This is a genomic window from Pseudomonadota bacterium (genome assembly GCA_039818985.1).
In the GTDB taxonomy this organism is placed as follows: domain Bacteria; phylum Pseudomonadota; class Alphaproteobacteria; order Sphingomonadales; family Sphingomonadaceae; genus Alterisphingorhabdus.
The window spans coordinates 1348532-1363001 of sequence record JBCBSU010000001.1; the positions used below are offsets into that span (position 1 = coordinate 1348532).

The following is a 14470-nucleotide window of genomic DNA, read 5'->3' on the forward strand; positions in this document are numbered from 1 at the left end:
AGGGATTTTTGATCATAACCCCCGTTTGACCAGCGCCGGCATGGCAATTTCACCCATCCCCCACGCCATGGCGCGCATTGCCATTTGCCGCGGCTTTGGCAGATGCGCGATGTAGCAGGCCATATATTCGATATGTGATCGCGCGCCGCGGGCGGCTTTGAAGCTGCCCGCCCCGGCCGAACAATTGAGCCGCAGGCCATGTTCCATCGCATAATCGCCGAATAACAGGCTGGCGATGCGATAGAGCGCAGCCTCGCGCGGGGCGGTCATATCATAGCCGAGCACCGGCACCGTCAGCACATCGCCGCGGGCAAAGCATCCGGCGATGCCCATAATGCTCCCTTCGCCATCACGCACCACCTGAAAATCGACCAGTTTGCTATCCGAAAGCAGCTTGATCCATTCAGGCGTAAATTGCGGATTGAGCATAGAATATTTGTCGAGATACAGCGCCTTGTACAGCGCTGCGATCCGTTCCGCGTCACTGGCCGTCATGGCGCTGATGCCCTCCGCCACCAGCCCCGATTTACGGAATTTGCGCCGGTCGCTCTTGGTGTGGCTGCGCGGACGCCACTGCGCCGCGACATCATCAATCACCCAGATTTGCCGCGACGGTATCATCAACCAGCCATCATCGCACAGCACCTGATAGAGCGCAGGCGAGGACCAGTCATCGACACTGCGGATCGCCAGCATATGGTCGGGATAATGCGCCAGCACCGCCTCACGCATCGCGGCAATCCCCTCCCCTTGCCAACCCCCGTGCAAATTGGTGGCGAACAGGAAATTATCGAGCATCGCCACCCGATTGATATTCGCCGCGCGCAGCAACCCGCCAATCGCGCTCAACCCGGCACCCACCAACGGTGCCGCCATGCCCAGCCCGGCCTCATGCAACTCATCCTTGGCATAACCGACATAGGCACTGTGCGGCTGCACCACATAGCTGCCACCCATACCGCCATGGCTGATGGTGACGGGGAGAAGGTGCGGACCGTGGCGGAGGGCGCACAGGTCTATGCCTCCGGTATTCGCGATACGCTCGGCCAGAGGAAGGACAGCCGCCTGCTGAAAAAAGGAGGTAATGGCTGGGTCTGCATCCCGCCACACATCCTCGGGCGGATCGGCAGGATCGAACAGCACAGGCGCAAAATCGCTCATCGCACGCGCCTCTATGCCATCAATGCGTCAATTCAGAGACAGTCATACTGGACTTGGGTGCATATCCCACGCCCTCATGATAAGCAGGGCAAAACACCATGGAGCGAGGCCATGACTGCTGCACCAATCATGTTTTTCGATATTGCTGGCCCTGACGAGCAGGCGCTACGTACATTCTATGCCGACGTTTTCGGCTGGGACTGCAAGGGCTCTGCGCCGTTCGCCCCTGGCAATGCGGTATCACTGCAAGGGACTTTCCGTTCGGATCCGGCGGAAAAGCTGTTCTATATCGGCGTGCCCGATATTGCCGCCACAGTGGAAGAGATTGTGGCGGCAGGCGGTTCTATCGAAAAAGGCCGCTTCGAGGTTCCGGGCATCGCGGCACTGGGCCTGTTTTTTGATCCTGCCGGCAACAAATTCGGATTGATAGAGATGGACGGCGATGAGCTGTTCGTGCCGGGTCGCTGAGTTTTACCGCGTCAACTTCTTATACGCCAATCGCGTAGGCCGATCCGCGGCATCACCCAGACGCCGCCGCTTGTCTTCCTCATAGCTCTCGAAATTGCCTTCAAACCATTCGACATGGCTGTCACCCTCAAACGCCAGGATATGCGTCGCCAGGCGGTCGAGGAAGAAACGGTCGTGCGAGATCACCACGGCGCAGCCGGCGAAGCTTTCGAGAGCATCTTCGAGCGCGCGCAGCGTTTCGACGTCGAGGTCGTTGGTCGGCTCGTCGAGCAGCAGCACATTGCCGCCTTCCTTGAGCATCTTGGCCATATGCACCCGGTTGCGTTCACCGCCCGATAGCTGGCCGACTTTCTTCTGCTGGTCGGTACCCTTGAAGTTGAACGCGCCGACATAGGCGCGGGTCTGCACCTCGTGCTTGCCAAGCTGGAAATAATCGAGCCCGTCGGAAATCTCTTCCCAGACATTCTTGCTGGCATCGAGGTCATCGCGGCTCTGGTCGACATAGCCGAGCTTGACTGTGGAGCCGACCTCAATCTCGCCGCTATCGGGCTGTTCCTGCCCGGTAATCAGCTTGAACAATGTCGATTTACCCGCGCCATTGGGGCCGATCACGCCGACAATCCCGCCCGGTGGCAGGGTGAATTCGAGATTCTCAAACAACAGCTTGTCGCCATAGGCCTTGGTCAAGCCCTTGGCCTCGATCACCTTGCCGCCCAGACGTTCGGGCGTTTGGATAAGAATTTGCGCCTTGCCCGGATCACGATTTTCCTGCGCCTCGACCAGTTGGTCGAAGCTCTTGATACGCGCCTTGGATTTGGTCTGGCGGCCTTTGGGGTTTTTGCGGATCCAGTCCAGCTCTTCATTGATCGCTTTCTGGCGTCCCTTGTCCTCGCGCGCTTCCTGCTCAAGCCGCTTGGCCTTTTTCTCCAGATAGCCCGAATAGTTGGACTCATAGGCAAAATAACGGCCGCGATCGAGCTCGAGTACCCATTTCACTACATTGTCGAGGAAGTAGCGATCATGGGTGACCATGATGACATTGCCCTTATATTCGACCAGATGATTCTCCAGCCAGGAGACGCTCTCTGCATCGAGATGGTTGGTCGGCTCGTCGAGCAGCAGGATTTCCGGTTTTTCCAGCAACAGTCGGCACAGCGCCACACGGCGGCGCTCACCACCGGAGAGGTTTTCCACCGAAGCATCGCCCGGCGGACAGCGCAGGGCTTCCATGGCGATTTCCAGCTGGTTATCGAGCGTCCAGCCATCAACCGCGTCGATCTTTTCCTGTAGATCGCCCATTTCGGCCATGAGCGCGTCAAAGTCGGCATCTTCGGGCGGATCGGCCATCAGGCCACTAATCTCGTTGAACCGGTCAACCAGATCGGCAACGGGCCGCACACCGTCCATGACATTTTCTTTGACAGTCTTGCTGTTGTCCAGTTCCGGTTCCTGCGCCAGATAGCCGACACGAATGCCCTCTCCTGCCCAGGCCTCGCCCTGAAATTCGGTGTCGAGCCCGGCCATGATCTTCATCAGCGTCGATTTACCCGCGCCATTGGGGCCAACAATGCCGATCTTGGCATCGGGCAGGAATTGCAGGTGAATATCGTTCAGCGTCGGTTTGTTGGCGCCGGGATAGGTCTTGGTCAGACCCTTCATCACATAGCTATATTGTACGGCCATTGCGGAGTGTCCTGTTACTGCAATTATGGGGATATCGACGTGGTGCCTAGCCGAGCCATTGGGTGGCCGCAAGGGAGCCATTGGCAAAAATCGGGGTGCGCTCTAAACACATTGCATCATGACACATATGACGACCGGATTCGCCGCACTGATCGGGGCTATTACCATCGCCTCACCCGCACTGGCACAACATGACCCCGCCGCCTTGCAGGCCGCCGCGCTTGAGGACGACACCGCCTATGATATTATCGAAGGGCTGACCACCGAAGTCGGCCATCGCCTCGCGGGAACAGAAGATGAGGCACGGGCGCGCGCCTGGGCCGTCGAAAAGCTGGCCAAATTGGGTTTTGCGAACATCCGGGTCGAACCATTCACCCTGCCGGTCTGGGTGCGTGGCGAGGAAGAAGCCTATATTACCGCTCCCTTTCCGCACAAAATGCACATCACCGCACTGGGCAACAGCGCCAGCACCGGCGAGGGCGGGCTCGAAGCGGAGATCGCCTATTTCCCGACCCTGGCCGACCTCACCGCCGCACCCGATGGCAGCCTTGAAGGCAAAATCGCCTTTGTCAGTCATAAGATGACCAAAACCATGGATGGTTCCAGCTATGGTGCCTTTGGCGGCGCACGCTTTATCGGGCCGCGAATTGCTTCGGAAAAAGGTGCGGCGGCAATCATCATCCGTTCGGTCGGCACCGATTATCACCGTAATCCGCACACCGGCGGCACCAATTTCCGCAATGGCAACCCGATACCCGCGGCCGCAATCTCCATTCCCGATGCGGAGAATCTCGAACGGGTCATCGCCCGCGGCAAGCCGGTTACGGTGAAACTGAAACTGACACCGCGCACATTGGGCGAGATGGAGTCGGGGAATGTCATTGCCGAGATTCCCGGCAGCGATCCCGATGCACCGATTATCGTGATAGGCGGCCACCTCGACAGCTGGGATCTCGGCACCGGCGCTATTGACGACGGCGCTGGCGTGGCGATCACCACCGCTGCGGCGAAGCTGGTAAAAGAGGCAGGCCAGCCCAAGCGCACGATAAGAATCGTCTGGTTCGGCTCGGAAGAAGTCGGCATCTATGGTGGCCGTGCCTATGCCGAAAAATATGGCGCGCAAGGCCATGCCATAGCGATGGAGTCGGACTTTGGCGCCGAACGCATCTGGCGCGTGGAATTCAAACTTCCCGAAGGCAATGATGCCCTGAAAACCGAGATTGGCAATGCGCTGGCACCGCTGGGGATTGGCATGTCGACCATCACCGCAGGCGGCGGACCCGATAACGGGCCGCTGGTGGCGCTGGGCGTCAACGCCATCGATCTGCAACAGGATGGTACCGATTATTTCGACCTGCATCATACGCCCGATGACACGCTCGACAAGATAGACCCGGCCGCGCTGCAACAAAATGTCGCTGCCTGGGTGACAGTGCTGTCGATTATCGCCAATAGCGACGCCGATATTGCGGCAAGGCCGGTAAAACCATGAGTCGACAGATAGCTTTGCCTGTGGTGGCTGCGCTGCTGGCGCTGCCCCCCCTTACTGGATGCAGCGAGGCAGATGCCCCTGTCGATGAGACGGGTGAAGCGCTCAGCGAAGAGGAAAAGATGGAACGGCAGGCCGATAGCCTGGAAGAGGCCGCTGACAAGGCGATGGCGATAGAGATCGAATCGCTCGGCGGTGATGCACCGGAACCAGCGACGCGAAGCGGCGAATAGCGATATTGCAGGATTGAAGAAAATGGTCGGGGAGACTGGATTCGAACCAGCGACCCCCTGTACCCAAAACAGGTGCGCTACCAGGCTGCGCCACTCCCCGACATTTTCCGTAGCTGCCCCTAGTCCATCGGACAGGGAAAGCAATGCTTTTTTGCCACTTGCGTTAGCGGCTATCGCGTCCGCCTCAACCACGGTTTCGGCGGACAGCCTTTCCTTCCAACGTCAGCTAATGGCTGGCTAGCCAGCTGAAGCTTGTACAGGAAGCGAAGGCTGGTGGGCCCGGAGGGACTCGAACCCCCGACCTAGCCGTTATGAGCGGCCAGCTCTAACCAACTGAGCTACAGGCCCATCCGAGGCGATGCCGATAGCCGAAAGCCCGGCCCGTTGGCAAGCGGCAAACGCAGTGATGGCGATTATTGCGCTTTACGCAATCCCCCGGACAAATCATCGAGCGACGCCGCACGGATATTGCGCTGGGCACAATAAGCCAGAACCCGGCGCCACCAGTCATAGAGCCGATCGACATGCGCTTCGGAGCGCACATAGGGCGTATGCCCCGGCTGCAGCGACGGTGAGTGGAAGGAGAAATTGAGCAATGGCAGGCCATCGTCAATGGCGATATCGATGGCACGGATCGCCTCTTCGATGCCGATGCCCTCTGGCGTTAGGGCAATCCGTTCGAGCATGCCGGTGCGCGACAGCAGCGACCGCGCCAAAGGTGTATGCCGCATCATCGGATAAAGCAGCTTTGATTGTTTACGCAGCAGCCCCCAAAATGTCGTCGTCAGAGGCAGTTCGGCGAGCAGCGCCTGACGGTCGAGCCAATAAGGCGCCAATGGGTGGCGTGAATAATCGGGCCCCCCCTTGGCGCTGTAATCGAAGCCTGAACGTACCGAACTATCGAAAATCACCCCGGCCTCTTTGAGAAATCCGGCGGTATGCGCGCCGGTGCCATAGCGTCCGGCACGATAGATGATCGGGGCCACACCAATCGCCTTGTCAATCGCCTCGGTCAGAGTCAGCAGCTTGGCGCGTTCCAGCTCGGGCGGAAGGTTGCCGGCGAAGCTGTTTATCTCATTGACCTGTTCTTCGATGGGCGGGTTGACCCAGGGATGGAGTTGTATGCCGACACTGGCCTCCCCCGTAGCGACATGGCTTTTGAGAAATTCCGCCGTCGGCGCATGTGTGATGATCGGATAGTCGACCATATAGATAGGGATGACGCCCTGATTGCGGCAAAATGCCTGAAACCGCTCGATCAGCGCCGTGCTTTCCAGCCCAAAGCCGGAATCGCTGATCGGTTTATTCCAGTCAAAATCCTCTTCAGTGTCGACGGTGACGACGAAGCGTCGGCCAAAATCTGGCCCCCAATCGACATAATCAACATTTTCCGGACATTGCGGAATGGACCAGGGCGATTGCCCAGGGGCGTTTGCGATAGTCTGTGCGTCTCTCACGACAGACCATTATCGTCTTGGATATGAGGCTGGCAAGAGAGGAAGCACGCAGGGTGTTTATAATTCGGCCTGATCCGCTGGTGCTGCCTGTAATCCGTCGAGACCTTCCAGCACCAGATCGGTATCTTCGATGATCGCCTGTGCCATATCGCGATAGGGTGCAGCAACGGGTCCGAAGAGTTGCGACTGGAGAATCTCGGCAAAGCCTTTCAGCGCGCCTGCCGGGGTGCGCAATTCATGCGCCAGCTGGCGATAGTCCTGCTCTGCCAGCGCCGTCGCCTCGGACGCGTCGTCAGCCACTTCTGGCCCATCCTGTCCAGGCTCAACCGGGGAATCAGCGGTATCGAGCCGGGTCAGGAGACCACAATAACCGATGAAATGCTGGTCAGTATCGGCAAATCGCGGCCACGCATCGATCCGCCACGCGCCCGCCAGTGCCGGCGCACCGCGATGATTATAACGGCCACCCACTATTGGGCGATATTGCCGCGCCAGCGCTGCGGTGTCGGTGTTGCAACCACAGCCGCTATCCTCAGCCTCGATGAACAATGGCAGGCCACAGCCAATGGCCTCCATATCAGGATCGGTCGAGGTCACCAGACCACCGGCATCGCTGATAAAGCAGATCTCCGAGACCACTGCCAGTGCTGGAGTTTCGAACTCTTCCAGCGGCAGATGTGGCGCTGCCCCGGCATCGCGCTGCGCAGTAAAATGGGCGATACGCTCGACAATCCCGCCAATATCGGCGGTCGCCGCTGGTGCCGGTGCCACACTGTCATCAATCAGTGCCTGGCTAGCATCGTCCTTACGCGGCAGCGCGATAAACGGTGCCTCATCGCTGTCGTTTCCGGTTCGGATATCTGCCTCGTCATCGCGTCCGGCAGAGTCGCCAAAGCCGGCATGGCTATCCAGCCAGGCGCGTTGCTCGGGTGACATGGTTTGCAGCACCTCGAGCCATTGCGCCGCCGATAGCCGCGTTTTGGACATTGTAGCGTCGCGCACGGCTTCAGGCTGTGCCAGCAGAAAACGCACCAGCGGCGTCGACTTCAACGGCCTTGCCGACTCGCCCAGCGCCGAGGCCTGTGCCGATGGCGACATTTTCCCGGCCAGGGCGTTGAGTCGTACCAGTGCGGCGGCGAAATCAGTTTCGGAGAAATAGCGCCCTTTGTGACGCTGCCGCAATTGCGTCGCTTCGGCCTCATCGTTCGCCGGAGCCGCATCTGCCAGAAGGTCGATAATCTGACGATATTGCACCGCCGCCAGCGATGCTTCGGGAACAGGTCCCGATATCGCTGTCGCCAGTCGATCATCATAATAGAGGTTATCGGCCACTTTTGCTCTTCGCCACAGAAAGGTTTGCGATGAAGGAAAATAGCAAAGGTTAGCAAAAATTAAACGTAACAATTGCTGTCGTTGCAAAGTGGGACAATTGCGCTATTAAATAATATAATTATGGTTAAGCTAGACGGTCAAACCGGATTATTGCGGGGAACCAGGGAATGACGTTGGCAAATTTGGACGAGATTGATCGCAAGCTTCTGGCCGAACTGCAGGCGCAGGGGCGTATCACCAATGTCGAACTGGCGGAACGTGTCGGGTTGACCGCCCCGCCATGTTTGCGCCGCGTGCGCGCGCTGGAAGAAGCCAAGATCATCAACGGCTACCATGCCGACGTGAATCCGGCAGCGCTGGGCTTTGCCATCACCGTGTTCGCCATGGTCAGCCTGAAAAGCCAGGCCGAAAGCGCGTTGAAGGAGTTTGAGGACCATATTATGGGCCTGCCCGAAGTTCGGGAATGCCATATGCTCAACGGCGAAATCGACTTTATCCTCAAAATCGTATCACATGATCTTCAGAGTTTTCAGGAGTTTCTTACATCGCGACTGACACCAGCGCCCAATGTCGCCAGTGTAAAAACGTCGCTAACCATCCGCACCGCGAAAAACCTGCCCGGCGTACCGCTCGAAACCGGATAACCGCAGCGCTGGCGCGTCATATCCGATAGACAATAGGAAAAGCCGGAGAAGGCAAAGGCCCCTCTCCGGCTTTTTAAACGATTGCTGCGCGATTGCCTTGCGGCTTAGCTGCCTTGCTGGTCGATCCAGATCATCCAGAAATCGGCCAGCGGTTTGCGCACATCATTGACCTTGGCAAAGCTGTCCTTGGCTGCCGCGTAATTGCCCTGCATTGCATTGGCGATGCCCAACCGGGTGTTGACCAGATCCGCGTCAGCACCGGGTTTTCCCAGTGCCATGGTGTAGAGTTCGGCCGCCTTGGCATATTCGCCATAGCCAAGATAGGCATCAGCGGTGCCGATAGCGACGACCGGGTTGCTTGACGTCTTTGCTTCGGCCGCGCTTGAATCGAGTGAGCTGCGGTCATCGGCAACACGCTCCTGCGCCATGCTCAGATTTTCGCTGAAAAACGGATTGCTGGTGGAAATATCGCCTTTTGCGCTGCCTTCCTGAATTACGGCAAGCACCTCGCCCGGCAGGCGGCGCGGATCGGCATTTTCGATATATTCCGAATAATCGGCTTCGCTTACCAGCGACTTGTTGGCGCGCATCAGCCGCATCAGATCGATATTGATGGCGTTGGGAAAGCTGGCATTCTGGCGGAACAGGATGAGCGCCTCGCGCCAGCTGGTCTCGGAAGGATAATTCGCCACCCATTGCTGCGACCAATAAGTGCCTTCTTCGGTCATACCGGCATTATTGGAGGCACGAACGCCACTGCGGTAAAAGTCCTCGGTGACGTCCAGCCCGGCGGCCTTCATACGGTCGATGGTCGAACGCAGCAGCTGCAGACCCTCGGTCACCCGGTTCTGACGAAAAACCGAGTCGACATAGAGCAGATTGACGTTCTTTTCCGAAAAGCCGGTATCGATCGAGGCCTTGAAACGCTTCTCTGCAGCGGCATAGTCCTTTGCTTCATACGCCAGGGCGCCAGCAAGATAGTTGAAATTGCCGAGCGCTTCGGGCGGTGCCTTGCCGCTGTCGACCATTAGTTCCAGGCCGCGGCGTTGCATCTGTGAATCCTGCTTCAGGCCGCCAAGTCGCGCTGTCGCATTGCCCAGGAAGAACTGCTCGTCCGGGGTCCTCGCATTGGGTGCTGCCTCGGCCAGCTTTGCTTCGGCCGTGGCGATATCCTGGCTTTCAATCGCTTCATTGGCGACATTGAATGGCTCGAGAAACTCGCGGCTGACATCCGGCTTTTCCGATTTTTTCTTTTTCTTATTCTGCGCTGTTGCACCATCAACCGGCACAGCGAGCGACAGCACTGTTGCGCCAGCCAATATGGCGGCCATGGACAGGGAAAAGAGAGATGGTGAACGCATGAAGTCCTCCTGAGACTGTATTTTATCGTTATGCTGAATGGGTGCTTTTCCGGCAATCATTAGCGCAATATGCGGCTAGCTGAAAACCGGATCGAGTTTTGTTGGTTATGCAGAACCTCTACTGAACAGCAATTGAACATCCCCATGTGCAACAATTTTGCCCGCGTCAAATGCATTGTGCAAGGACTCACAATAGCATGGTATTATCACACTCTGTTGATAGCCGGTCGCTGCCCTCTGGCGTAAGCCGCATCGCTTTCCTAAATAGGCGGCATGATCATACTCATTTCTCCTGCAAAATCACTCGATTTCGATAGCCCTGCCGGGACGTCGGAAACGTCAATGCCCCGCCTTGCCGACAAGACAGAGCGTCTGGCGAAAGCGCTTTCGCGGTTCAGCAAGCCCAAGCTGAAATCGATCATGCCGGTCTCTGACAGCCTGATCGCGCTCAACCATGGCCGCTACAGGGATTTCTTCTCGCAACCCGAGAAGCAGGCGATTTATGCGTATAATGGCGATGTCTATACCGGGTTCGAGGCCGGGACGATGGACGAGGCCGCAATCGATTTTGCGCAGGACCATCTGCGCATCCTTTCGGGCCTGTACGGCTTGCTGCGACCGCTCGACACTATCCGGCCGCATCGGCTGGAAATGGGCACTCGCTGGGCACCAAGGCGCAAACGTCTGGTCGATTACTGGCAGGATGATGTCGCACCACTGATTGCCACCGATGCCGAAGCAATTGAGGCCCGGGCAATCGTCAATCTGGCCAGTCAGGAGTATTTTGCTGCGGTGGAAGCGGGGCAAAAACATCTGAAATTGCCGGTGATCAATGTCGATTTCCGTCAGGATGGGCCCGACGGACCGCGCTTTATCAGCTTTGCCGCCAAGCGCGCGCGTGGCACCATGGCACGCTATATCTGCGAAAACCGACTGACCGATCCGGCGGCGCTGAAGGACTTTGACGGCGACGGCTATCGGTATGATGCTGCCGCCAGTGACGAGACAAATTTGCGGTTTACCCGGACATGACGTCAAGCCGCCAGTCGGCTGTCATTATCGGTGCATATAGCGGAATTGGCGGCGCGCTGGCCGATGCGCTGGAGCAGGAAGGCCAATATGCGACGGTCCATCGCCTGTCGCGCAGCGCTCCCGGTGACAGCCATATCGATCTCGAGGATGAAGCCAGTATTGCGGCTGCTGTGCAGCATATTGCGGAAAGCAGCGGTAATATAGGGTTGGTGCTCTGTGCAACCGGGCTTCTGCATGATGGCGACAAGGGACCGGAAAAAGCGCTGCGCGACCTCGATCATGCATGGCTGATGCGCAACTATGCGGTCAACGCCATAGGTCCGGCGCTGCTGGCCAAGCACATGCTGCCGCTGATGCCACGCAAGGAACGATGCATTTTCGCCGCGATCAGCGCCCGGGTCGGCAGTATATCGGACAACCGTCTTGGTGGCTGGCACGGCTATCGCGCCTCCAAGGCGGCGCTGAACATGCTGATCCGCAACATCGCCATTGAATGGTCGCGGCGCAACGAGCGGTCGATTGCCGTGGCGTTGCATCCCGGCACCGTCGACACCGCGCTGAGCCAGCCTTTTCAGGGCAATGTTCCGCCAGGACAGCTGTTCAGCACCGATCGCGCTGCAGTACAGTTGCTCGATGTGCTCGATGGATTGCGCCCCGCCGATAGCGGCCGGATTTTCGCGTGGGACGGCCAGGAAATCAGCCCCTGAAATAGCTGTCGATAACCGGTGTAGAATTGGCCGATTTACTGGTCATCCAGGCGCCGATCCTCTACACAATATGGGCAGCAGAAAATGCTGTCCAGAGATGGTGTTTTGTGAAGTATGTGAGTGAGTTAGCGTGAGCGAGATAGAGACCAGCCAGGACCCGGACGATATTGCCCCTATCGACATCGTCGATGAGATGAAGGCAAGCTATCTCGACTATGCAATGTCGGTCATTGTCAGCCGCGCGCTGCCCGATGTGCGTGACGGCCTGAAGCCGGTGCACCGGCGCATCCTCTTCGCCTCCAAGGAAGGCGGTTTTGTCGCCGGACGGCCCTATCGCAAGTCGGCCAAGATTGTCGGCGACGTCATGGGTAATTACCACCCCCATGGCGACAGCGCGATTTACGAGGCGCTGGCTCGGATGACGCAGGACTGGTCGATGCGGGTACCGCTGATCGACGGCCAGGGCAATTTCGGCTCGATGGACCCCGACAAGCCGGCTTCGATGCGCTATACCGAGGCGCGATTGGCCAAGGTCGCCAATACGTTGCTCGACGACCTCGACAAGGATACCGTCAATTTTGCGCCCAATTACGATGGTTCGATGGAAGAACCACAGGTTCTTCCTGCGCGCTTCCCCAATCTGCTGGTCAATGGCGCGGGCGGCATCGCTGTCGGCATGGCGACCAATATTCCGCCGCACAATCTCGGCGAAGTGATTGCTGCCTGTCTCGCCTATATCGACAATCCCGGAATCACTACCGAGGAATTGATCGCGATCGTGCCAGGGCCGGATTTTCCGACGGCACCGCTCATCCTCGGTCAGGCCGGGGCACGTTCGGCCTATCAGACCGGACGCGGCTCGATCCTGATGCGAGCACGGCACGAAATAGAGGAAGGCAGAGGCGACAAGCGCGCCATCGTCCTCACCTCGATCCCGTTCCAGGTCGGCAAGGCCGGGTTGGTCGAGAAAATCGCCGAAGCGGCCAAGGACAGCCGGGTCGAGGGTGTTGCCGATATTCGCGATGAATCCAGCCGTGACGGGGTGCGCGTGGTTATCGAGCTCAAGCGCGATGCCACCCCCGATGTCGTGCTCAACCAACTGTGGCGCCACACCCCTGCCCAGTCGAGCTTCCCGGCCAATATGCTGGCCATTCGTGGCGGCCGCCCGGAAATCCTCAACCTGCGTGATGTTATCGAAGCCTTTATCCGTTTCCGCGAAGAGGTCATCACGCGGCGCACCAAATTCGAACTCGCCAAGGCGCGCGAACGGGCGCATCTGTTGCTCGGCCTGGTGGTTGCGGTCACCAATCTCGACGAGGTGGTGCGGATCATCCGCGGGTCGGCCAGCCCGGTCGAGGCACGCGAGAAACTGCTCGCCCGTAAATGGCCTATGGGCGAGATTGCCCCCTATATCCGGCTGGTCGAGGCGCTGGACGATGAGGTTTCGGGCGACAGCTACCGCCTCAGTGAAGCGCAGGTCAAAGCCATTCTCGACCTGAGACTGCATCGCCTGACGGCGCTCGGACGCGATGAAATCGGCAATGAACTCAAGGGGCTGGCCAGCGATATCGAAGGCTATCTCGAGATCCTGACCGACCGGGTCAAGCTCTACGGTGTCATGCGCGAGGAGCTGGAAGCGGTACGCGACGAATTTGCCACGCCGCGTATCAGCGAAATCGCGCCGGCATGGGATGGCCTGGAAGACGAAGACCTGATGGAGCGCGAGGACATGATCGTCACCGTCACCCATGGCGGTTATATCAAGCGTACAGCGCTGGCGACTTTCCGTGCCCAGGGTCGTGGCGGCAAGGGTCGCGCTGGCATGGCGACCAAGGATGAGGACGCAGTGGTCGAGATGTTCGTCACCTCGACGCATAATCCGGTGCTGTTCTTTTCCAACCATGGCCGGGTCTACCGGCTCAAGGTGTGGAAGCTGCCCGAAGGCGGGCCGCAGACCAAAGGACGGCCAATGCTCAACATGCTGCCACTTAATGACGCTGAGGTGATCACCAATGTCCTGCCACTGCCCGAGGATGAGGATGAATGGGCTGATCTGAACATCATCTTCGCTACCGAACAGGGCATGGTGCGGCGCAATTCAATGGATGCCTTCACCAACATCCCGTCCAACGGCAAATATGCCATGGGCTTTGTCGAAGATAGCGGCGATCGGCTGATCGGCGTCCAACTGCTCAACGAGACGCAGGAAGTGTTCCTTGCCAGCAGCACCGGCAAGGCGGTGCGCTTTGCCGCCACCGATGCGCGTGAAACCAAGAGCCGTACCGGCATTGGGGTGCAGGGCATGGGACCGAAAGGCGATGTCCAGGTGGTTTCGCTGGCGATTCTCAACACCACCGGCACCACTGTCGATGAACGCGAGGCCTATCTGAAAGCGGCACCGTGGAAGGATAATGAGAACGCGCCCGAGCTATCCGCCGAGCGGATGGCGGAAATGGCCGGGAAAGAAGAGTTCATCCTCACCATCTGCGCCAATGGCTATGGCAAGATATCCTCGGCCTATGAATATCGCACGATCAAGCGCGGCGGCATGGGTGTGGTCAATATCGACAATATTGCACGCAATGGCGCTGTGGTCGCCAGCTTCCCGGTCAGACATGGAGATCAGCTGATGCTGGTCACCGACCAGGCCAAGCTGATCCGGATCGCCATCGACCTCAGGCATTTGCTGGGCGATGACGTCCCTGATGATCGTGGTTACAGGGTGATCGGCCGTGGTTCGGCAGGTGTCAGGATATTCAATGTTGCCGAGGACGAACATGTCGTCAGCGCGGCATTGATAGATGAAAATGAAGAGCCGGAAAACCAAGCCGAAGAAGCGATTGCGCGAGAGAGCGGCGAAACACGTCATTAAACCTGTAGCTGACGCAATTCCCTGTCGCTTC

General features: G+C 58.4%; 12 protein-coding genes and 2 tRNA genes. 7 read left to right on the top strand and 7 right to left on the bottom strand.

Annotated elements, in window-relative coordinates; translation table 11 throughout:
• Nucleotides 1-12 precede the first annotated feature (12 nt).
• Entirely contained in the window at nucleotides 13-1161 is a 1149-nt protein-coding gene (locus AAFX04_06410) for a hypothetical protein (protein MEO1045054.1), read from the bottom strand.
• 111 nt (nucleotides 1162-1272) lie between these two features.
• Between AAFX04_06410 and AAFX04_06415 the strand changes: the two genes are divergently transcribed.
• A complete protein-coding gene (locus tag AAFX04_06415; GenBank protein MEO1045055.1) occupies nucleotides 1273-1629 on the top strand; it encodes a VOC family protein in 357 nt (118 codons plus the stop codon).
• Nucleotides 1630-1632: 3 nt separating this feature from the next.
• Here AAFX04_06415 and ettA read toward each other — a convergent pair whose 3' ends face one another.
• Complete coding sequence (ettA, locus tag AAFX04_06420; protein MEO1045056.1) at nucleotides 1633-3312, bottom strand: energy-dependent translational throttle protein EttA; 1680 nt, start codon at nucleotides 3310-3312, stop codon at nucleotides 1633-1635.
• Between the two features lie 127 nt (nucleotides 3313-3439).
• Between ettA and AAFX04_06425 the strand changes: the two genes are divergently transcribed.
• A complete protein-coding gene (locus AAFX04_06425) occupies nucleotides 3440-4804 on the top strand; it encodes a M20/M25/M40 family metallo-hydrolase (GenBank protein MEO1045057.1) in 1365 nt (454 codons plus the stop codon).
• Nucleotides 4801-5034, top strand: coding sequence for a hypothetical protein (locus AAFX04_06430; protein ID MEO1045058.1), 234 nt, complete (start codon nucleotides 4801-4803; stop codon nucleotides 5032-5034). Before AAFX04_06425 ends, AAFX04_06430 begins: the two co-directional genes overlap by 4 nt.
• A gap of 23 nt (nucleotides 5035-5057) precedes the next feature.
• On the opposite strand, the gene AAFX04_06435 is transcribed toward AAFX04_06430, so the two are convergent.
• The 4 genes from AAFX04_06435 to AAFX04_06450 form a co-directional block, all read right to left on the bottom strand.
• Nucleotides 5058-5134: transfer RNA gene (locus AAFX04_06435), tRNA-Pro, on the bottom strand.
• A 171-nt stretch (nucleotides 5135-5305) separates the two neighbouring features.
• A tRNA-Ile gene (locus AAFX04_06440) sits at nucleotides 5306-5382 on the bottom strand.
• A 65-nt stretch (nucleotides 5383-5447) separates the two neighbouring features.
• Complete coding sequence (locus AAFX04_06445; protein MEO1045059.1) at nucleotides 5448-6491, bottom strand: polysaccharide deacetylase family protein; 1044 nt, start codon at nucleotides 6489-6491, stop codon at nucleotides 5448-5450.
• A gap of 57 nt (nucleotides 6492-6548) precedes the next feature.
• A complete protein-coding gene (locus AAFX04_06450) occupies nucleotides 6549-7823 on the bottom strand; it encodes a hypothetical protein (GenBank protein MEO1045060.1) in 1275 nt (424 codons plus the stop codon).
• Between the two features lie 173 nt (nucleotides 7824-7996).
• Here AAFX04_06450 and AAFX04_06455 point away from each other — a divergent pair, with 173 nt between their 5' ends.
• Nucleotides 7997-8467, top strand: coding sequence for an Lrp/AsnC family transcriptional regulator (locus tag AAFX04_06455; GenBank protein ID MEO1045061.1), 471 nt, complete (start codon nucleotides 7997-7999; stop codon nucleotides 8465-8467).
• A gap of 104 nt (nucleotides 8468-8571) precedes the next feature.
• Here the strand turns inward: AAFX04_06455 and AAFX04_06460 are convergent, their stop codons facing one another.
• Entirely contained in the window at nucleotides 8572-9828 is a 1257-nt protein-coding gene (locus AAFX04_06460) for a hypothetical protein (GenBank protein ID MEO1045062.1), read from the bottom strand.
• A 273-nt stretch (nucleotides 9829-10101) separates the two neighbouring features.
• Here AAFX04_06460 and yaaA point away from each other — a divergent pair, with 273 nt between their 5' ends.
• From yaaA to gyrA, 3 genes are all read left to right on the top strand, one after another.
• Nucleotides 10102-10860 (top strand): peroxide stress protein YaaA, encoded by a 759-nt coding sequence (gene yaaA, locus AAFX04_06465; protein ID MEO1045063.1) that lies wholly within the window; start codon nucleotides 10102-10104, stop codon nucleotides 10858-10860.
• Nucleotides 10857-11567 carry an SDR family NAD(P)-dependent oxidoreductase gene (locus AAFX04_06470; GenBank protein ID MEO1045064.1) on the top strand — a complete coding sequence of 237 codons (711 nt, stop codon included), beginning with the start codon at nucleotides 10857-10859 and terminating at the stop codon, nucleotides 11565-11567. The genes yaaA and AAFX04_06470 overlap by 4 nt, the downstream gene beginning before the upstream one ends.
• A 130-nt stretch (nucleotides 11568-11697) precedes the next feature.
• The gene (gene gyrA, locus AAFX04_06475) at nucleotides 11698-14439 is read left to right on the top strand and encodes a DNA gyrase subunit A (protein ID MEO1045065.1); all 2742 of its coding nucleotides are present in this window, start codon (nucleotides 11698-11700) and stop codon (nucleotides 14437-14439) included.
• Nucleotides 14440-14470 lie beyond the last annotated feature (31 nt).

Coding starts and splice junctions, on each gene's coding strand:
- AAFX04_06425 (MEO1045057.1), top strand. CDS start 3,440: ATGACGACCGGATTCGCCGCACTGATCGGGGCTATTACCATCGCCTCA.
- AAFX04_06430 (MEO1045058.1), top strand. CDS start 4,801: ATGAGTCGACAGATAGCTTTGCCTGTGGTGGCTGCGCTGCTGGCGCTG.
- AAFX04_06460 (MEO1045062.1), bottom strand. CDS start 9,828: ATGCGTTCACCATCTCTCTTTTCCCTGTCCATGGCCGCCATATTGGCT.
- ettA (MEO1045056.1), bottom strand. CDS start 3,312: ATGGCCGTACAATATAGCTATGTGATGAAGGGTCTGACCAAGACCTAT.
- yaaA (MEO1045063.1), top strand. CDS start 10,102: ATGATCATACTCATTTCTCCTGCAAAATCACTCGATTTCGATAGCCCT.
- AAFX04_06470 (MEO1045064.1), top strand. CDS start 10,857: ATGACGTCAAGCCGCCAGTCGGCTGTCATTATCGGTGCATATAGCGGA.
- AAFX04_06410 (MEO1045054.1), bottom strand. CDS start 1,161: ATGAGCGATTTTGCGCCTGTGCTGTTCGATCCTGCCGATCCGCCCGAG.
- AAFX04_06415 (MEO1045055.1), top strand. CDS start 1,273: ATGACTGCTGCACCAATCATGTTTTTCGATATTGCTGGCCCTGACGAG.